General features: G+C 72.3%; 18 protein-coding genes, 1 tRNA gene and 1 other RNA gene. 11 read left to right on the top strand and 9 right to left on the bottom strand.

Annotated features, from left to right (window positions below):
- Window positions 1-65: 65 nt before the first annotated feature.
- Entirely contained in the window at window positions 66-1,232 is a 1,167-nt protein-coding gene (locus EUA98_RS02555; RefSeq protein WP_130101093.1) for a PucR family transcriptional regulator, read from the bottom strand.
- A 146-nt stretch (window positions 1,233-1,378) separates the two neighbouring features.
- Between EUA98_RS02555 and EUA98_RS02560 the strand changes: the two genes are divergently transcribed.
- On the top strand, window positions 1,379-2,065 hold the full coding sequence (locus tag EUA98_RS02560; protein WP_130101094.1) for a hypothetical protein: 687 nt from the start codon (window positions 1,379-1,381) through the stop codon (window positions 2,063-2,065).
- A gap of 76 nt (window positions 2,066-2,141) precedes the next feature.
- On the opposite strand, the gene aceE is transcribed toward EUA98_RS02560, so the two are convergent.
- Window positions 2,142-4,886 (bottom strand): pyruvate dehydrogenase (acetyl-transferring), homodimeric type, encoded by a 2,745-nt coding sequence (aceE, locus tag EUA98_RS02565; protein WP_130101095.1) that lies wholly within the window; start codon window positions 4,884-4,886, stop codon window positions 2,142-2,144.
- 284 nt (window positions 4,887-5,170) lie between these two features.
- On the opposite strand from aceE, the gene EUA98_RS02570 reads away from it, so the two are divergent.
- From EUA98_RS02570 to EUA98_RS02580, 3 genes are all read left to right on the top strand, one after another.
- Window positions 5,171-5,605, top strand: coding sequence for a DUF3052 domain-containing protein (locus EUA98_RS02570; protein ID WP_130101096.1), 435 nt, complete (start codon window positions 5,171-5,173; stop codon window positions 5,603-5,605).
- Window positions 5,606-6,088: a peroxiredoxin gene (locus tag EUA98_RS02575; RefSeq protein WP_130101097.1), complete on the top strand. Its 483-nt coding sequence runs from the start codon at window positions 5,606-5,608 to the stop codon at window positions 6,086-6,088.
- A 91-nt stretch (window positions 6,089-6,179) separates the two neighbouring features.
- Window positions 6,180-6,253 (top strand) — tRNA-Val (locus EUA98_RS02580).
- A gap of 91 nt (window positions 6,254-6,344) precedes the next feature.
- Here the strand turns inward: EUA98_RS02580 and EUA98_RS02585 are convergent.
- Entirely contained in the window at window positions 6,345-6,815 is a 471-nt protein-coding gene (locus EUA98_RS02585; protein ID WP_130101098.1) for a mucin-associated surface protein, read from the bottom strand.
- Window positions 6,812-8,023, bottom strand: coding sequence for a serine/threonine-protein kinase (locus EUA98_RS02590; RefSeq protein ID WP_242511229.1), 1,212 nt, complete (start codon window positions 8,021-8,023; stop codon window positions 6,812-6,814). Before EUA98_RS02590 ends, EUA98_RS02585 begins: the two co-directional genes overlap by 4 nt.
- Window positions 8,024-8,210: 187 nt before the next feature.
- Here EUA98_RS02590 and EUA98_RS02595 point away from each other — a divergent pair, with 187 nt between their 5' ends.
- From EUA98_RS02595 to EUA98_RS02605, 3 genes are read left to right on the top strand one after another with little or no spacing between them, the layout of a single operon-like run.
- Entirely contained in the window at window positions 8,211-9,461 is a 1,251-nt protein-coding gene (locus EUA98_RS02595) for a Nif3-like dinuclear metal center hexameric protein (RefSeq protein WP_130101099.1), read from the top strand.
- Window positions 9,458-10,204 carry a zinc ribbon domain-containing protein gene (locus EUA98_RS02600; protein ID WP_130101100.1) on the top strand — a complete coding sequence of 249 codons (747 nt, stop codon included), beginning with the start codon at window positions 9,458-9,460 and terminating at the stop codon, window positions 10,202-10,204. The genes EUA98_RS02595 and EUA98_RS02600 overlap by 4 nt, the downstream gene beginning before the upstream one ends.
- A gap of 3 nt (window positions 10,205-10,207) precedes the next feature.
- Window positions 10,208-11,434 (top strand): bifunctional RNase H/acid phosphatase, encoded by a 1,227-nt coding sequence (locus EUA98_RS02605; RefSeq protein ID WP_130101101.1) that lies wholly within the window; start codon window positions 10,208-10,210, stop codon window positions 11,432-11,434.
- A gap of 54 nt (window positions 11,435-11,488) precedes the next feature.
- Here the strand turns inward: EUA98_RS02605 and EUA98_RS02610 are convergent, their stop codons facing one another.
- The gene (locus EUA98_RS02610) at window positions 11,489-12,355 is read right to left on the bottom strand and encodes a YaaA family protein (protein WP_165372692.1); all 867 of its coding nucleotides are present in this window, start codon (window positions 12,353-12,355) and stop codon (window positions 11,489-11,491) included.
- A 70-nt stretch (window positions 12,356-12,425) separates the two neighbouring features.
- On the opposite strand from EUA98_RS02610, the gene rnpB reads away from it, so the two are divergent.
- Window positions 12,426-12,820: RNase P RNA component class A (rnpB, locus tag EUA98_RS02615), an RNA gene on the top strand.
- Window positions 12,821-12,926: 106 nt separating this feature from the next.
- Here rnpB and EUA98_RS02620 read toward each other — a convergent pair.
- Complete coding sequence (locus tag EUA98_RS02620; protein WP_130101103.1) at window positions 12,927-13,772, bottom strand: hypothetical protein; 846 nt, start codon at window positions 13,770-13,772, stop codon at window positions 12,927-12,929.
- 140 nt (window positions 13,773-13,912) lie between these two features.
- A complete protein-coding gene (locus EUA98_RS02625; protein ID WP_130101104.1) occupies window positions 13,913-14,890 on the bottom strand; it encodes a helix-turn-helix transcriptional regulator in 978 nt (325 codons plus the stop codon).
- 106 nt (window positions 14,891-14,996) lie between these two features.
- Between EUA98_RS02625 and EUA98_RS02630 the strand changes: the two genes are divergently transcribed.
- The 3 genes from EUA98_RS02630 to EUA98_RS02640 all read left to right on the top strand — a co-directional run bounded on the left by EUA98_RS02630 (window position 14,997) and on the right by EUA98_RS02640 (window position 17,189).
- Window positions 14,997-15,464: a VOC family protein gene (locus EUA98_RS02630; protein WP_130101105.1), complete on the top strand. Its 468-nt coding sequence runs from the start codon at window positions 14,997-14,999 to the stop codon at window positions 15,462-15,464.
- A gap of 301 nt (window positions 15,465-15,765) precedes the next feature.
- Window positions 15,766-16,149 (top strand): YciI family protein, encoded by a 384-nt coding sequence (locus tag EUA98_RS02635; RefSeq protein ID WP_130101106.1) that lies wholly within the window; start codon window positions 15,766-15,768, stop codon window positions 16,147-16,149.
- Complete coding sequence (locus EUA98_RS02640; protein WP_130101107.1) at window positions 16,149-17,189, top strand: RNA polymerase sigma factor; 1,041 nt, start codon at window positions 16,149-16,151, stop codon at window positions 17,187-17,189. Before EUA98_RS02635 ends, EUA98_RS02640 begins: the two co-directional genes overlap by 1 nt.
- 18 nt (window positions 17,190-17,207) lie before the next feature.
- Here the strand turns inward: EUA98_RS02640 and EUA98_RS02645 are convergent, their stop codons facing one another.
- Entirely contained in the window at window positions 17,208-17,819 is a 612-nt protein-coding gene (locus EUA98_RS02645; RefSeq protein ID WP_130101108.1) for a hypothetical protein, read from the bottom strand.
- A 118-nt stretch (window positions 17,820-17,937) separates the two neighbouring features.
- A complete protein-coding gene (locus tag EUA98_RS02650; RefSeq protein ID WP_130101109.1) occupies window positions 17,938-18,756 on the bottom strand; it encodes an MBL fold metallo-hydrolase in 819 nt (272 codons plus the stop codon).

Below are 18,756 nucleotides of genomic sequence, written 5' to 3' on the forward strand. Positions count from 1 at the left end.
CGAACGCGCGGCGCCGGACCGGATCACGACCCGCACCAAGGATTCCGAGTGGCTTTGTGGGTTACCTACAAGGCGGCGTCCAGTCGTCCCAGGGCCAGGGCGATCTGCAGGACGTAGGACTCCCGCGGGTCAAGGGGGTCCCAACCGGTCACCTCGGCGACCTTGCGCAGGCGATATCGCACCGTGTTCGGGTGCACGTAGAGCTGTCGGGCCGCAGCCTCGAGCGAGCGGCCGCCGCCGAGATAGGCGGACAGCGTCTCGAGCAGCGACCCCGTGCTCGCCTGCAGCGGCACGTACGCCTGCTCGACGAGCGTGCGGCGCGCCGACGTGTCGCCCATCAGCACCCGCTCGGGCAGGAGATCGTCGGCCGAGACCGGTCGAGGCGCGTACTCCCACGCCGGTGCCGCCGCGAGGCCGGCCAGCGCGGCGCGAGCCGACCGGGCCGAGTCGGCGAGGCTCTGCACGGTCGGGCCGATGACGACCGGCCCCGGACCGAACCGGGGCAGCAGCGACGCGGCCGCGGCCTGCAGGTCACCGGTCCCGCCCAGGAACACCACGAGGCGGTCGCCCTGGATCCCGACCAGCGCGTCGTCGGACGCCCGCCGGGTGGCCCGCCGCAGGTCGGCGGCCCGGGTCTCGTCGAGCGGTCCGCTCGACGTGCCCACCATCACCAGGGTCGCCCCGCGCCCGCTCCACCCGAGCGCGGCCACGCGGGAGCGCAAGCTGTCGTCCGCCTCGCCGCGGGTGAGCGCGTCCACGACGAGCGCCTCGAGCCGCGCGTCCCAGGCGCCGCGCACCTCGGCGGCACGCGCGTAGACCTCGGCCGCCGAGAACGCGACCTCGCGCGAGTAGCGCAGCACGGCCTCCCGCAGGTCCCGCTCGCCCCCGGGCGCGGCGAGCTGGTCACTGTGCACCTCGACGACGTCGACGATCACCCGGACCAGCTGCAGCGTGTGCTGCAACGAGATGGCACGGGTCAGCTCGGGCGGGGCGCCGGCGAAGATCTCGCTCACGCCGTGCGGAGCCACGGTCGGCTCGGCGTACCAGGTGACGAAGGAGTCGATACCCGCCTGGGCGACCAGCCCGACCCACGAGCGATGCTCCGCGGGGAGGTTCCGGTACCAGGCCAGGTCGTCGTCGAGTCGCCGCATCGCGGCGGCCCCGAGCAGGCCGGTCCCCTCCCGGAGTCGTTGCAGGGTGTCCGTCCCGGTCGGGGGAGGCTGAGCTCTCATCGCCCGAGCATACGGTGCGGGGTGCGGGCGGTCGTTGCAGACGGTTGTAGGGAGTCGACAAACCGCGCCGGGTGTGCAGGGGGCTTCGAGGGGCTGGACGGCCTGCGCACGCGGTACTCCGGCGGTCCACCGGCTATGGTCTTTTCATGTCTTTGCTCCCTCGCCTACGCCTGCTCATGCGGCGTCCGCTGTCCGCTTCGAGGGTCGGTTCGACGCGTCCGACCAAGACGGCCCGCCGCGGGGACACCCTGCACGAGGACGCGCTGCGGTCCATGTTGAACGACGATCCCAACAACGTCCGGGCCTTCCAAGCGCTCGCAGCCATCGTCAGCCGTCGGGCGGCCGAGAACGGCCCGGACGGCGATCCGCTGACGGGCGCGCTCGACCCGAGCGAGAAGCAGCGCGCGGCCGACCTTGCCGTGTGGTCCCTGGGTGAGGAGCTTGCGGGCAACCCGCGCGCCTGGCACCCGCTCATCGAGCTCGCCCGCCTGTCCGTGCAGGACGACCACGAGGGTGCACTGCGGCGGTTGGCGATCGCTGCCGAGCGTGACCCGTCGGGTGAGGCGCTCGCGGAGGGCATCGCGATGCTGCGCGACGCCGGGCTGTCGTCCGAGGCGATCGGCCTCGGCATCGGTCACTGGCGCCCCAAGGAGCAGACCCCGGAGGTCGGCCGGCAGATCGTGCAGGCGGCGCTCGACGCCGATCGCCCGCTCGAGGCCAAGCAGCACCTGAGGTCCCTCGACCTCTACCCGGACCAGGCGGCGATCGCCGACCTGCGCGCCGAGCTCGCCCGCGCCGTCGCGCAGGCCGAGCAGCACATCGCGGGCGCCTGACCCGCTGACCGACCGTATGAAGGAGGGCCCCGACGAAAATCCGTCGGGGCCCTCCTTCATCGCGTGCGTGCTGCGGTCAGGAATCGCCGCCCACGGCGCCGGAGGTCCCGGCGTTGACGTCGTGCAGGCGGTAGCGCTCGATCGCCTTGGCCGGCGCGTCGCTCGCGACCTTGCCGTCCCGGGCCAGCTGCTGGAGCACCCGGACCGCGGTCGACGGACCGTCGATCTTGAAGTACCGGCGCGCGGCGGCGCGGGTGTCGGAGAAGCCGAAGCCGTCCGCCCCGAGCGTGGCGTACGTGCCGGGGATCCACTGGCGCACCTGGTCGGTGACGAGGTGGTCGAAGTCGGTCGTGGCGACGAACGGGCCCTCCGCGCCGCTGAGCTTGGCCGTGAGGTACGCGACGCGCGGCTCTTCGTCGGGGTGCAGGAACGCCTGCTCCTCGGCGGCCAGGCCGTCGCGGCGCAGCTCGTTCCAGCTGGTCACCGACCACACCGCGGCGCGCACGCCCCAGTCCTCGGCGAGCAGCTTCTGCGCCTCCAGGGCCCACAGGATCGCCACGCCGGAGGCAAGGATCTGGGCGCGCGGCCCGTCACCCTCTGCCGGGGAGATCAGGTGGATCCCCTTGAGGATGCCCTCGACGTCGACGTTCTCGGGCTCGACCGGCTGCTGCATCGGCTCGTTGTAGACGGTGAGGTAGTAGATGACGTTCGGGTCGCGGGCGTCGTCGGCCCCGTACATCCGCTGCAGGCCGTCGCGCACGATGTGCCGGATCTCGTACCCGTAGGCCGGGTCGTAGTGCACGACGTGCGCCATGGTCCCCGCCAGGAGCGGCGAGTGGCCGTCCGCGTGCTGCAGGCCCTCGCCGGTCAGCGTGGTGCGACCCGCGGTGGCACCGATGAGGAACCCGCGCGTCATCTGGTCGCCGGCCGCCCAGAACTGGTCGCCGGTGCGCTGGAACCCGAACATCGAGTAGTAGAAGTAGAACGGGACCAGGACCTCGCCGTGGGTGGCGTAGGAGGTGCCGACGGCCTGGAACGCCGCCGCCGAGCCGGCCTCGTTGATGCCGGTGTGCATGATCTGCCCGGACTCGGACTCCTTGTAGGACAGCATCATCTCGCGGTCCACCGCGAGGTAGTGCTGGCCCTGGGTGTTGAAGATCTTCGCGCTCGGGAAGATCGAGTCCAGCCCGAAGGTGCGCGCCTCGTCGGGGATGATCGGCACGATCCGGTTGCCGAACTCCTTGTCCTTGACCAGGTCCTTGAACAGGCGCACGAGCGCCATGGTCGTGGCGACCTCCTGGTGACCGGAGCCCTTGGCGAGCAGGTCGTAGGTCGAGTCCGGCGGCAGCACGACGGGGGTGTGCTCGGTGCGGCGCTCGGGCACGAACCCGCCCAGCGCGCGACGACGCTCGAGCATGTACTGGATCTCCGGCGACTCGGGGCCCGGGTTGAAGTACGGCGGCTCGTACGGGTTGGCGTCGATCTGCTCGTCGGTGATCGGGATGTGCAGCGAGTCCCGGAGCACCTTGAGGTCGTCCGCCTTGAGCTTCTTCATCTGGTGCGTGGAGTTGCGGGCCGCGAAGCCCGAACCCAGGCCGTAGCCCTTGATCGTGTGGGCCAGGATCACGGTCGGCTGGCCGGTGTGGGCCATCGCGGCCGTGTACGCGGCGTAGATCTTGCGGTAGTCGTGCCCGCCGCGCTTGAGCTCCCAGATCTCGTCGTCGGTCATGCCTGCCACGAGCTGCTTGGTCCGCGGGTCGCGACCGAAGAAGTGCTCGCGCACGAAGGCGCCGTCGTTCGCCTTGTAGGTCTGGAAGTCGCCGTCGGGCGTGATGTTCATCAGGTTGACCAGGGCGCGGTCCTTGTCCGCGTTGAGCAGCTTGTCCCAGCCGCGGCCCCAGACCACCTTGATGACGTTCCAGCCCGCACCGCGGAACTGGCCCTCGAGCTCCTGGATGATCTTGCCGTTGCCGCGCACCGGGCCGTCGAGGCGCTGCAGGTTGCAGTTCACGACGAACGTGAGGTTGTCCAGGCCCTGCTGGGCGGCGTGCTGGAGCATGCCGCGGCTCTCCGGCTCGTCCATCTCGCCGTCGCCGAGGAAGGCCCACACGTGCTGCTGCGACGTGTCCTTGACCCCGCGGTTGTGCAGGTAGCGGTTGGTCCACGCCTGGTAGATGGCCGACGCCGGGCCGAGGCCCATCGACACCGTCGGGAACTCCCAGAAGTCGGGCATGAGGCGCGGGTGCGGGTAGGACGGCATCCCGCCGCCCTCGTGCGACATCTCCTGGCGGAAGCCGTCGAGCTGGTGCTCGCTCAGCCGGCCCTCGAGGAACGCGCGGGCGTAGACGCCGGGGGAGGCGTGGCCCTGGAAGAAGACCTGGTCACCGCCACCGGGGTGGTCCTTGCCGCGGAAGAAGTGGTTCATGCCGACCTCGTACAGCGTCGCCACCGAGGCGTAGGACGAGATGTGCCCGCCGACGCCGACGCCGGGGCGCTGGGCGCGCGTGACCATGACCGCGGCGTTCCAGCGGATCCAGGAGCGGTAGCGCCGCTCGAGCACCTCGTCGCCCGGGAAGTACGGCTCCTCGTGCACGCCGATCGTGTTCACGTACGGCGTGGAGGTCGTGCGCGGCACGGAGACGTTGCGCTCACGGGCCCGCTTGAGCAGGTTGAGCAGGATGTACCGCGCCCGCGGACCGCCCCGTTCGTCGATCAGGCCGTTGAGCGACTCGATCCACTCGCCCGTCTCGGCCGGATCGATGTCGTCGACCTGGCTGAGAAGACCGTTGATCAGGGGACCTGACTCATCAAACGAAGCCACGAGCGCTCCTTGCGTGTCCTGTGCAGCGAGGACCGGTGGGTCTTCGTGCATCGTCGGAAAGACCGGTCGGAGCGCCATCGGCCCCGCATACGTCGGAAGTATCTTCATTGTCCGGTGTTTCGGTGCGGAAGTCACACCTCGCCGTCCACCAAAGGCGTGACGTCCATGACATCGGCGGGGTGTCCATGGATGCCACACCGCCCCGGGCCGTGGTGGGCTAGCGTGTGCAAAGAGAACAAGGGTCCCTCGGGGCCGACGATGACGAGAAGGGAACGGGTTTTCACGTGTCTTCCAGCGCGACCCCCATCGATGAGGCTGCGGCGTCGCAGGGCGCGAGCCGGCTCGGATTCGCCGCCGGAGCCGTCGTCCAGGAGTTTGGCTGGTCGGACGACGTCGACGAGGCGCTGCGCGCCGCGGTCGAGGCGGCCACTGGGACCGAGCTCGTCGACGAGGACTACGACGATGTGACCGACGGCGTGCTGCTGTGGTGGCGCGAGGACGACGGCGACCTCACCGACGCGCTCGTCGACGTCCAGACCGTGCTCGACGACGGCGGGCTGATCTGGGTCCTGACCCTCAAGCCCGGTCGCTCTGGACACGTGAGCCACGGTGACATCGAGGAGGCGGCCACGACGGCCGGTCTCCACGCCACGAGCACCCTGTCGATCGCGACCGACTGGTCGGCCACCAAGCTCGGCACCCGCGGCCGCGGCCGCTGAATGTCGACCACCACCACTGAGGCTGCCCGCGCGGTGCAGGTCGGCGAGCTGGCCCCGGACTTCACGCTGCCCGACACGCACGGCACCCCCGTGCGGCTGTCGGACCTGCGCGGTGAAGCGGTGGCGGTGGTGTTCGTGCCGTTCGCGTTCACCGGGATCTGCACGGGCGAGCTGTGCGAGCTGCGCGACAACATCGGGGACTTCGACGCGGCCGGCGTACGCCTGCTGGTGGTCTCGTGCGACCCGACCCCGTCCCAGCGCGCCTGGTCCGAGCAGGAGGGCTTCGGTTTCGACCTCCTCTCCGACTTCTGGCCGCACGGCGCGGCGGCGCAGGCGTTCGGGGTCTTCGACGCTGCCAAGGGTCGGTCCGTGCGCGGGAGCTTCCTGATCGACGACGCCGGCATCGTGCGGTGGACGGTCGTCAACCCGTCCGGGCAGCCGCGCGACCTGGCCGGCTATCGCACGGCGCTCGCCGCGCTCTGACGCGTTCGGTCCCCATGCCCGCACCGGACCGCCGTGACGCTCGGTGTCGGGTGCGCCGGTGCGGCTCGGTAGGCTTGGCGCGAACGAAAAAGGGCCTGTAGCTCAGTTGGTTAGAGCGCCGCGTTTACACCGCGGAGGTCGCCGGTTCGAACCCGGCCGGGCCCACCCCCTTCATCCACCGCACGTTCCGGGACAGCGCGGTCCAGCCCCGCGCGATCCGGCCCGGCGGAGTCCGGCCCCCCGGACGCCTGACCGCTCAGTCGTCGTCCTTGTTGCCCTTCTTGCGGTCCTTCGCATCCTCGGCGTCGTCCGCGGCCTGCTCCGCTGCGGCCTTCTGCGCTGCGGCCGCGTCGTCCGCGGCGGCGGCATCGGCGGCGGCCTGCGCCTCGGCCTGGACCCGGGCCGCCTCGTCCTCGAGCGCGGTCAGGTCGGCGGACACTGCGGCGATCGCCGCCTCGATGAGCGCCTCGCGCTCCGGCGACAGCCCGCCGGACGCGCGCTCATCCGCGAGCTGACCGGTCAGGGCGTCGAGCGCCGTCCGGGCCGCGGGGAGGTCGTCGGCCGCGGCGGCGCGGGAGACCTCGAGGACGCTCGCCTGCAGCTGGTTCGCCGCGGCCGGGGTGAGGTCCGGTTCCGGGGTGCACCCGCTGAGCAGCCCCGCAAGGAGCGCGGCTGCGGCAAGGGTGCCGACGGTGGATGCCGTGCGGGGACGGGTCGGATGAGTCATGGCGTCACACTCTCCTGGAGGTGCTCGAGGTGCTCGCCGAGCTGTCCGGGCACGGCCGGGTAGGACGGGGCGGGATCGGGCTGCGCATCGCCGCCCGATACCGCGATGACGACGGCGAGGACCGCGCCGAGAACGACTGCGGCCAGAACCAGCGCGACCGTCCGGCGCCGCCCGGCCAGGGCGGGCCCGGCCAGGGTCTGCCCGACGGCGGCGGGCTCGGGCGGGAGGGTCAGGGTCTGGGTCGGACCGGGCAGGCCTGGGAGGACCTGGGTCGCGGCGGCCTCCGTCGTCGCGGTGCGGCGCACGGGCGCGGGGGCCGACGTCGGCGCGGCGGTGGCGCCCAGGACCCGGGTCGGGTCGGGCACCGCGATGAGGTGGCGCAGCGCGGCGCTGGCTTCGAGCGCGGTCAGTCGGCTCGCCGGCTCGCGCGCGGTCATCGAGGTGAGCAGGTCGACCCACCAGGGGCCCAGCGCGGCGGGCACGACCGGGTCGTGGTGCAGGCGGGCCGCGACCGACTCCAGGACCGTGCCCGGGAAGACGCGTTCGCCGGTCAGGCACTCGAGCAGCACGAGGCCGAGCGCGTACACGTCGGTCGGCGGCCCGAGAACCGTGCCGGTGGCCTGTTCCGGGCTCAGGTAGCTCGGCGTGCCCAGCAGCATGCCGGTCGCGGTCAGGCGCGCCTCGTCGACCAGTCGCGCGATCCCGAAGTCTGTGAGCTTGGCCCACGGCTGCGTCGTGCCCGAGCGGGCGTCGCCCGGCAGCAGGATGTTGGCGGGCTTCACGTCGCGGTGCACGACGCCGGCCTCGTGGATGTAGGCGAGCGACTCGGCCACCTGGGTGCCGATCAGGGCGGCCTGGGTCGGCGGGAGCGGGCCACCGGCGAGCCGGTCGGCGAGGGACGGGCCTCGGACGAGCTCGATCACGAGGAAGGCTCGGGTCGCGCCGTCGAGGACGCCGGACCCGGCGTCGAAGATCGTGACGAGGCCGGGGTGGTCGAGCCGGGCGAGCAGTCCGATCTCCGCCTGCTGGCGGGCGTCGAACGTGGACTCGGTGGACGTGTCCCGGAAGACCTTGAGGGCGACCTCGCGGCCGAGCAGGGTGTCCCGGGCGCGGTACACCTCGGCCATCGCGCCGGAGCCAAGCTTGCCGACCAGCTCATAGCGCCCGGCGAGCAGCAGCGGGCCGGAGGTCGACGGGGTGGGAACCACAGCACATCCGATCGGGTGCGGGCGGACGTCGCCGGACGGCGAGCGGGGAGGGGGAGCCCTGCCAGGCTACGCGGTGGTCCGGGCCGCTCAGGAGACCGGGCTCGCCCGGGTGTCAGACCGGTCGCGGGCTCGGGTGCGGACGAGGGCTGACACCCGGGGTCGTGGGTGGGCCGGTAGCGTTCGGCTGGTGAGCTCCTTCGAGACTGCCCAGCCCGGTCCGGGATCGACCTCCGGGCCGTCGTCGGGTCCGCCGACGCTCGCCGACGCGGTCGCCGCCCTCGATCGTCGCTACCCGCGTGAGACCGCCGAGTCCTGGGACGCCGTCGGCCTCGTCGTCGGCGACCCGACCCAGCCCGTGCGCAAGGTCATGTTCGCCGTCGACCCGACCGCCGCCGTCGTCGACGAGGCCATCGCCTGGGGCGCCGACCTGCTCGTCACGCACCACCCGCTGCTGCTCCGGGCGGTGCACTCGGTGGCGGCGACCACGTTCAAGGGTGCGCTGGTGCACCGGCTGATCCGGGCGGGGGTCGCGCTGCACGTGGCCCACACCAACGCGGACGCGGCGGTCGGTGGCGTAGCCGAGGCCCTGGCCGACGCCGTCGGGCTGGTGGACCTGGTTCCGCTCGCCGCTGCACCGGCGGAGCCGCTCGACAAGCACGTGGTGTTCGTCCCGGTGGCCGACGCGGAGGCCGTCATCGACGCGCTCGCCGCCGTCGGTGCGGGTCGGATCGGCGAGTACAGCCGCGCGGCGTGGACGTCGACCGGGATCGGCACGTTCACCCCGTCGACGGCGGCCACCCCCGCGATCGGACGCGCGGGCGTCGTCGAGCAGGTGGCCGAGGCGCGGGTGGAGATGGTGGCGCCGCGACGGCTGCGCGACGTCGTCGTCGCGGCGATGCGAACGGCCCACCCGTACGAGGAGCCGGCGTTCGACGTGCTGGAGCTCGCTCCGGGGACCTCCGCCACCGGCATCGGCCGGGTCGGGCGGTTGGTGCCACCGCTGACGCTGCGCGAGTTCGGTCTGCGCGTGGCGGCCTCGATCCCCGCGACCGAGCAGGGTGTGCGGCTCGCCGGTGACCTCGATGCGCTGGTGTCGCGCGTCGCCGTCGTCGGCGGGTCCGGTGACTCGCTGTTCGACGCGGTGCGCGCCGTCGGGGCCGATGCGTACCTGACCGCCGACCTGCGCCACCACCCCGCGAGCGAGCTCCGTGAGCGAGCCGAGTTCGAGGGTGCGAGGTCGGGAGGGGTGACGCCGGCGCGCCCGTTCCTGGTCGACGTCGCGCACTTCGCGAGCGAGTGGCCGTGGCTCGAACGGGCCGCGGCGGCGCTGGTGGGGGATCTCGGCGTGCTCGGCACTACGGTGGTCACGCGCGTCAGCACGCTGCGGACGGATCCGTGGACGGCCCGCCTCGCATCTTTGGAAAGGACCGCTACGTGACCACAGCACCGCTCGAGGACCAGCGCCGGCTACTCGAAGTCCAGGCGTTGGATACGCGCGCGGCCCAGATCGCCCACCGGCAGCGCACGCTGCCGGCGATCGCTCGGATCACCGAGCTCGACGCCCGGCTCGCCGACGTCGACGCCTCGCGGGTCGCGTCGCGAACCGCGCTGAGCGACCTCAAGCGCGAGGTGACCAAGGCCGACGCCGACGTCGAGCAGGTGCGGGTCCGTGCGGCCCGCGACCAGGCGCGGCTCGACGCGGGAACCGGGACGGCGAAGGATCTGCAGGCCATCACCAGCGAGCTCACGGCGCTGGGCCGCCGACAGGCGGAGCTCGAGGAGGTCGAGCTCGAGGTGATGGAACGGCTCGAGGCGCACGAGAGCGTGCTCGCCGAGCTGAACTCCGCCGCGGCCGTGATCGAGGCGCAGAAGGCCGAGGCCGTGGCCGAGCGCGACGCCGACCTCGCCGTCCTGACCGCGGAGCTGGTGGCCCTCGAGGTCGACCGGGCCGCGAAGGCCGAGGGTCTGGACGCCGGGCTGGTGAAGCTGTACGACCGGCTCCGCGCGCAGTCCGGCGGCCTGGGCGCGGCCGCCCTCCGCGGACGTCGCTGCGAGGGCTGCCGACTCGAGCTCAACCCGATGGACGTGGAGGCGATCCGCAAGGCCGCCCCCGAGCAGGTCGTGCTCTGCGAGGAGTGCGGCCGCATCCTCGTCCGGCTGCCTGAGCCGGTCCGGGGATAGCGCATGCCGGGCGCCCGGCTGGTCGTGGAGGCCGACGGCGGCTCGCGGGGCAACCCGGGGCCCGCCGGGTACGGCGCCCTCGTGCGCGATCCGACGACCGGGCGGGTCCTCGCGGAGCGCGCGGAGTACCTGGGAGTCGTGTCGAACAACGTCGCCGAGTACTCCGGGCTCGTCGCCGGGCTCCGGGCGGCCGTCGAGATCGACCCCGACGCGGTCATCGAGGTGCGTCTCGACTCGCGCCTGGTCGTCGAGCAGATGTCCGGCCGCTGGAAGATCAAGCACGAGGACATGCGGCGGCTGGCCGCGCAGGCGCGAGCGATCGTGTCGCCGCAGCAGGTGTCGTACACCTGGGTGCCGCGTGCCGAGAACAGTGCCGCCGACGTGCTCGCCAACGCGGCGATGGACCGGCGGCAGACGATCGTGCGCAACTACGACGCTGCGGGTGCGGCCGCGGCTGCGACCGCGGAACTGGCAGACGCGGAACCGGCAGACGCGGAGCCGGTGGGCTCGGCGCCGGCGGCCGTACCGGGGGTGCGCGCTGTCGTGCCGGAGCGGGTCGCCTCGGGTGCTCCGATCCGGTTCGACGACGCCCAGCCGGTCACGGTCGTGCTCGTGCGGCACGGCGAGACCCCGCTGACGGTGAGCAAGGCGTACTCCGGCTCGTCGGTCCCCGGACCGCCCCTCACGGAGCACGGCCGGGAGCAGGCCGCGCGGGCGGCCGAGCTCGTGTACCGGATCGGGCGGGACATGTGGGGTGACGTGCCGGATCCGAGCGAGCTGATCGCGTCGCCGATGGTGCGCACGCAGGAGACCGCGCAGGTCTTCGCGCAGCGGCTCGGGCTGCCGGTCCGGACGGAGCCGCTGTTCGCAGAGTGCGACTTCGGCGCCTGGGAGGGGCTGACGGCGGCCGAGATCGAGCAGGGCTGGCCGGGGCAGCTCAAGCGATGGCACGACGACGCGACGTTCCGCGCGCCCGGCGGGGAGTCGATCGAGGACGTCGGCGCGCGCATGCGCACCGGGCTCCAGGCCGTCCGCGCCGCGGGGGTGGGTCGGACCGTCGTCGTCGTGACGCACTCGGTCTCGGTGCGTTCGGCGGTCGGCGTCGCGATCGCGGCGAACTCCTCGGCGTGGGCTCGCATCCGGGTCGCTCCCGCGTCGGTGAGCATCATCCGGCTCTGGGCCGACGGCACGAGCGAGGTCACCGTCGTCGGCGCCCCCTCGGGCGCCTGAACCTGCCGTCGACGACCCCGTCTCCCGGTTTGCGGGCCGGGCAGCGGGGTCTCGTCAGGTGACGGTCAACGTGAGGACGCGCGGGCCGTTGCCGGGCGGGCCGAGCTCGGCGTCGAGCACGCGCGGGACGTGCGGAGCGGCCGGCCGCTGGACGGGCTGCTGCACGGAGCCCAGCGCCCGGCGCGGTGGCCGGCGTCGTGCGCGCGTGCCCTGGATCAGCTCGCGGGCCGCCTCGAGCAGCTCGTCGGGATCGGTCGGCTCCGGGCCGGGGCGGACCAGCAGATGCCGGGTCAGCACCCCGCGGGTGTGCTTGGCGTTGTGCGACACGACGGTGCGGCGACCGTCGAGCTCACGCAGCACGCGGACGGTCACCCAGCCGGGGGAGCCGGCCGGCGGGCGCCACGCCGCGACGTAGCTGGCCGACCGGCAGTCGATGATCAGCTCGTCGGCGGCGCGCGGGTCCAGCTCGAGGGCGAGCAGCGCACGCCAGGAGCGGGCGAGCGGCCCGACCCCGGGCAGGTCGGTGGCCATCGACAGGCGGTAGGCGGGGATGCGGTCGGCCGGCTCGACCACGCCCCACAGCGCCGAGATGATCCGGATCGACCGGTCCGCGCGAGCCCGGGCCGCGTCGTCGGGCAGGAGCGCGAGCCCGGCGGCGGCATAGAGGACCCCGGAGTAGACCTCCGTCGCGGCGGCGGCGGGCTCGGTCCGCAGGAGGGTGTTGCGCTCGACCTCGGCGGTCAGGCTCGGTCCGACGCCGAGCGTGCGGAGGGCGTCCGGATGGCCGCTGACCTTCGCGAGCGCGTCGAGCACCGCCACCCGATGGGCGGTGAGGCTGCCCGAGCCGAGCGCCGCGAGGTCGACGGGGTCGCCGCCGTCGGGCCGGGTCTTGCCTTCGGAGGGCGGGAGCAGCACGAGCACGTCCGCCACAGTAGGCGATGGCGTTCGCCGTCCGGGGCCCGGTCGAGTGCGACTAGGCTGTGACCGCGGATGAGCTGGCTGGGCGGCCGCGTTCCTCACGACGTGAAGTCGTGGGGGCCGAGGAACGTCCGGGCTCCGTAGGGCAGGGTGGTGGGTAACTCCCACCCGGGGTGACTCGCGGGAAAGTGCCACAGAAAACAGACCGCCACGGTCGTCCTTCGCGGACGAGCGCGGTAAGGGTGAAAAGGTGGTGTAAGAGACCACCAGCGTGCCGGGTGACCGGTGCGGCTAGGTAAACCCCACCCGGAGCAAGGTCAGACAGGAAGCGCTCGAGGGCTGCCCGCCCGAGCTTCCGGGTAGACCGCTGGAGGCGTGCGGCAACGTACGTCGTAGATGGATGGTCGCCACCCGCGCGGGGGTAACCGCGCGCGGGGACAGAACCCGGCGTACAGGCCAGCTCATCCGCACTTCTTGGCCTGTGACCTGCGGGAGTGGTTTCGGATAGAACCCCGGGGCCGCGAATGGTCCGCAGAATCTTCGTTCGAGGATTCGGAATGGGGTGTCTGAGACGTCAGGTCGCTGACGCGGTGCTGCGGCGAAGCAGCGCGACGAGGACGGCGACACCCGCAGCAGTGATCGCGCCGACGGGGCCCATGACCTGCCATGCCGGCTCCCCGCCGCGTGCCGCTGTGACCAGCGGTGTGACGAGGATCGGCAGGCCGGTCATCACCAGGAAGACAACGGCGGCCGGGGCGAGCGTGAGACCGGTCGGCCGTCGCAGCAACACCAGGCGCCCCACAGCGACGACGGCGGGGAGGAAGAACGCCAGGTCCAGCACGTGCACCGGGTTCGACGGCAGGGCGAGGTCCACGGCGCCCTGCGGGACGCGACTCTCGACCATGGCGGGCACGATGTCCGACAGCCACAGCATCGTGAACACGCCGGCGATGACCACGAGGTACCAGCCGACGACACGACGCGGAGCGCCGGCCAGCCGTCCGGCCACCGCGGTCGGGCGTAGCGCGCGCAGTCCGCCGACGAGCGACCAGAACGTCAGCCCGAGCACCGCCACCCACGCGAGGAAGAGCGGGCCCACGTGGATCGACATCGTGTAGATCACGTAGTTGTACACGGTGAAGGTCAGCACACCCGTCCACAGGAGCCCCGCCCGCACGGACCCCCTCCAGGCGAGCCAGGCGAGCAGCACGGTGGCCGGGGCCGTGAGGGTCACATTCACCAGATCCTGCGCGATCGCCTGGTCGACGAAGGAAGCGGTCTCCCGGCCGTAGGTCCCGTCCACGTCAGCGAGCCCGATCCCGCTGGCGACCAGTGCGATGACCGCGGCCGCGGCGGACGTTGCCCACCAGGTCGCAGCACGCTCGCGGTCAGCAAAGACATCCATTCCGACGGCTGTCATCGGTCGGGGCAGGGAACTCGTCGCGTCGGATGCCATACCACCAGCGTGTCGACGTCTGCGAGTCGCACAGGGGGCGAAGGTCCCAGGATCCCCCGGACCTGGGCCGCCCACTCGTCATGGCCGACGTCGGTTGGCGCCGGTCACGAGCTGACCTTCTTTCGGAGCGCGTCGCCTGGTTGGTCTTGCGAGGCCCGGAATCTGTCGGCGAGCGTCCCTGCTGCCCTGCGAAGCGGTTCGGGACCGATGACGGTGAAGGGGGCGTCGAAACGGGTGACGAACGCAAGCAATCCCGCCCAGGACCAGGAGCCGATGGTCATGAGTGTCGAGCTGTCGGTGACCACCTCGAGTTCGCCGTCGCCGATCCACGGTGCGACGTCGATCGCGGGAAGCTCGATGAGCACCTGCCCGGCGCAAGGCCAGCGATCCTCCGTCTCGGAGCCCTTCGATCTCGCTGCGAGAAACGACTGTGCGTCCGGCGCGGGGAGCGTGCGGGGTGTGAACCGGGAGCCTGCGGGAGTGCGAGGGGTCATCCTGTCGAGGCGAAAGAACCGCCAGTCGGCCTTGTCGAGGTCCCACCCGATCAGGTACCAGCGGTTCGCTCGCGCCACGATCGCATGCGGTTCAAGCCGCCGGGGGGCCTCCTTCTGATCGATGTAGTCGAAGCGAAGGGTGAGCTGATCGCGGACAGCAGTGCTGACCGCCTCCAACACGGCCGGATCCACCCGTGACGGGGTTTCGGCTCCCGTGAACCGGATTCCATCGATGCGGTGCCGAAGCCGTGACGGCATCACTTGACGCACGGTGGCCAGCGCTCGAGCTGCCGCCTCGTCGATGTCCACACCGCCGGTGGGAACGCTCTGCAACGCCACCGCGATCGCCACCGCTTGCTCGTCGTCAAAGAGCAAGGGCGGCAGTTCCGAACCGGCGGCGAGCCGGTACCCGCCATCGGGGCCCTTCACGGAGCTGATCTGGTAGCCCAGTTCGCGGAGCCGGTCCACGTCCCGGCGCACTGTCCTCGGGGTCACCGCGAGGCGGTCGGCCAGCACGTGCCCTGGCCAACGGCGCTGGGTCTGCAACAGGGACAGCAGAGACAGCATCCGCGAAGAAGATCCGATCATGAAACGAGTCTCCTCTCAGCAGAGGACCGCAACTGTCCGCTACCGCTGGAATCGTTCGTTCTGACGGCGATCGTGCCGCTCACACCGGCGATCAGAAGGACACATCATGAGCATCAAGACCACCACGCACCTCAACTTCCGTGGCACCGCGCGCCAGGCGCTCGAGTTCTACCAGAGCATCTTCGGCGGCCAGATCATCAGCGCCGCCTACGGCGACTTTGGCATGCCGAAGGAGGCTCCCGGCGCTGACAAGATCATCTTCAGCCAGCTCGAGAATGAAGACGGGTTCCGCGTCATGGCCTACGACGTCCCCGGCCACGACGCCACCGGCTCCTCGACCGTCGCCGGTTCGACGCACCGCGAGAACGGTGCCACCATCACCGACCGCACCTTCTTCCAGTCCGTCCGCGGTGAGTCCCTCGAAGAAGTTGAGGGCTACTGGAACGGCCTGGCCGACGGCGCCGACGTCATCGAGCCGCTCGCGGCTTCAGCCTGGACTCCCGGCTTCGGCATGCTCACCGACAAGTTCGGCGTCACCTGGGTTCTCGACGTCCAGGCCGCCTATGCCGGCTGACCGTGGAGTCTCTCGGACCGGCCGGCTACCTGAAGCGTCCGTCCGTCGCTGGGCGGTGGGCACATGGCGAGCGGCGGCCCGCGGTGCCGAGGCGCTCCCGCGGGAACGTCTGGTCCCAACAACTGAGACAGAATTGTCCACTGGCTCTCTCGGCGCGTTCCCGCGGGAACGGATCTCGGTGCGGCGAGCCGGCCCGGACGAGAAACCGGGGCTGACGGATCCCGCATCGTGTGTCGATCGGTGCGGGACTCGTTCGTCATTCTGGTGTCAGTATCGGAACACGACCCGGAAGGAACGGCCCATGCGCTACTCACTTCTGCTGCACTACCCGGAGATGTCCGCCGAGGCCCTCGGCGCCGAGGCGCTCGCCGAGGGGATGAAGGCGTTCGACGACTACGCCAAGGCGCTCGACGCCGCCGGCGTGCTCGCTTCGGCCGAGGTGCTCATGCCGTCGGCTGCGACGACGACGGTCAGCCTCGCGACCGGCGAGCTCGTCGTGCAGGACGGCCCGTTCGCCGACACCAAGGAGCAGCTCGGCGGCACGTTCGTCGTCGACGTCGCCGATCTCGACGCCGCCCTGGCCTGGGCGCAGCAAGCCCCCTCGGCGCGCTACGGGCACATCGAGATCCGCCCGACGGCGACGCGCTTCGTCGACGGCGAGTGGACGGGCGGCCCGCACCTCTGATGGCCGCAGACGCCGAGTCCGTTCGTGCCGTCGCCGAGCGCGCGGCGCGAACGGGCTACGGCAGGCTCGTCGCGCTGCTCGCCGCGTCCACGCGTGACGTCACCCTCGCCGAGGACGTGCTCGCGGACGCCTTCGAGCGCGCGCTCGCAACGTGGACGAGGTCCGGCATCCCCGACAACCCCGAAGGGTGGCTGCTCACCGTGGCCCGCAATCGCCTGCGCGACGTCTTCGGTTCTGCCGCCCGACGCACCTCGGCACCCCTTTCCGACGGCATCGAGATGGCTGACACGCTCGACGTCGCGGCCCTCGTCGAGAACGCCGACGCGATCCCCGACAAGCGCCTCGAGCTGCTGTTCGTCTGCGCGCACCCGGCGATCGACGCCCGCATCCGCACCCCGCTCATGCTGCAGACGGTGCTCGGCTTCGACGCCGTGCGGATCGCTGCGGCTTTTGACGTCGAGCCCGCCGCGATGGCCCAGCGGCTGGTGCGGGCGAAGCGCCGCATTCGCGACACCGGCATCCCGTTCGTCGTGCCGACCCGCGCCGACCTGCCCGCCCGGCTGCCGTCGGTGCTCGAGGCGATCTACGGCGCCTACGCGATCGACTGGCTGTCGCAGGGTGACGACGTGCGGCAGTCGATCGCCGACGAGGCGCGCTGGCTCGCGGTGCTCACCGCATGCCTGCTCGACACCGAGCCGGAGGCCTGGGGTCTCGCGGCGCTGCTCACCCTCGCGCAGGCCCGGGCGCCGGCGCGCGTCGGGGACCCGTGGCCGCGCCTGGACGATCAGGATCCGGCGCTGTGGTCGCCCGAGCTCATCCGCGAGGGCGAGGCTCTGCTCAGGCGCGCCGCGTCGTTCGGGATGCCGTTGGGCCGGTTCCAGCTCGAGGCCGCCATCCAGTCGGTGCACTGCGACCGAGCGCGAAGTGGCCACGTCGACACCGATGCGCTGGTCACGCTGTACCGCGGGCTTGTCTCGGTCGCCCCGACTCGAGGCGCCGAAGAGGGCCTCGCCGCTGCCCTGGCACGGTCCGCGAGCTGAGGATCGCGCGCCGTGCGCTCAGGCGGCGGCGGTCCAGAGGTAGACCGAGTTCCCGGACGCGGCCGCGCCGGTCAGCAGCGCGATGATCGCGGTCACGAGGGAGTGCGCGGCGGCGGCGGTGAGCCCGAGGTCGTCATCCGTCGCCCACTCGGCGGCCACCTCGGCGGGGAGCTCGGCGTCCTCAACGGTCCCGAGCTCGACGAGCACCTCCCGCAGGAACGCCGGCAGCTCGAGCAGCGACTCGCGGTCGAGGTCGACCTCCTCGAGCTCGAGCGGTCCGGTCCCGAAGTGCACCGCGCGCGCAGCGATCTCGCCGAGGAGCTCGAGGTCGATCGCGCCCACGCCGGGCAGGTCGAGCGCGACGGGTCCGGGCGTCGGCTCGCGGCCTGCGTCCCGGGCGTCCGTGCGGGCGAGAGCGCCGGTGTGGTCGGCCACGAACAGCTCGGATCGGACGGTCATGTCGGGACTCCCCTGGAACGGATGGCGTCGCGGAACCTGACGGCGCGCGCGCAGTTTATCGGGACTCGACATGGTCACCACGCCGCGCGCGAGGTCGAGCTCGATGCCGTCCCCGGGAGCCGCGGAGCCGGACTGCCGGATCTCGAGCCGTTGCCGGTCCTGCTCCGCCACGAACGTGCTGGTGGTTCGGCTGGAACACCTCGACCAGGTCACCGAAGGCGCCCGAGCCGCCGCCCGAGCGGCGGGTTCCGGCCGGCCGGCGACGCCGGAAGAGGAGCCACTCCATGCGTCAAGTATGAGCCGGGAGAGCCAGCCGAGGGTCGGTGCTCGTGCGCCCCGCGACGAGGCCGTCGAGGTACGCACGGTCCGCTTGCAGGCGCCGTGCGAGCTCGGCCGCGTTGCCGACGTGCCCGTGCCCGGGGACCAGCACGTCGACCCCGTGCTCGCGGGCGGCGGACTCGAGCGCGTCCAGAGCGGTCCGGTAGTCGCCGATCGGGTCCACCGCCTCGACGTCGAGCAGGGGGATCTCGAGGTCGGAGAGCATGTCGCCGGCGAGCAGGACGCCCGCGTGCGGGATCACCAGGCCGGCGTGGCCGGGGCAGTGGGCCTCGTGCCCGACGACGACCACGCGCGGACCGTCCCACGGGAGCGTGCTCGCGCCGTCGGGCAGGGGCTGGACCATCCCGGTCAGGTCGCGGTCGTGCCCGGGTGCTGCGGCCTCGGTCTTGGCGAGCACGTCGGGCCGGTCGGCGAGGGCGTGCTCCGCGCCCCGGCGGGTCGCCCACCGCGGTCCGTCGCCGAGCTCGGCCGCCCAGAGCAGGTGGTCCCAGTGCGGGTGGGTGGAGAAGCCCGCCGCGACGGACCAGCCGCGATCCCGGATCGCCCGCGCCAGGGCGGCGACCTCGGCGACGGTGATCCCCGGGTCGACCACGAGGCACGCGCCGTCGTCCCCGACGACCACGGTGGTCAGGGACGTCCAGATCTCGGCCGTGGCCGTCCATACCCCGGGCGCGACCTCGGTGAGCTCACGCATCGGAGCCGCCGGCCTCCCGGCCGCGGGCGGGCCCGACGACGCCCACGCTGCGGTGCCCGGGGCGTCGTCGGCCAT

It is taken from the genome of Pengzhenrongella frigida, from assembly GCF_004168625.1.
Taxonomy (GTDB): domain Bacteria; phylum Actinomycetota; class Actinomycetes; order Actinomycetales; family Cellulomonadaceae; genus Pengzhenrongella; species Pengzhenrongella frigida.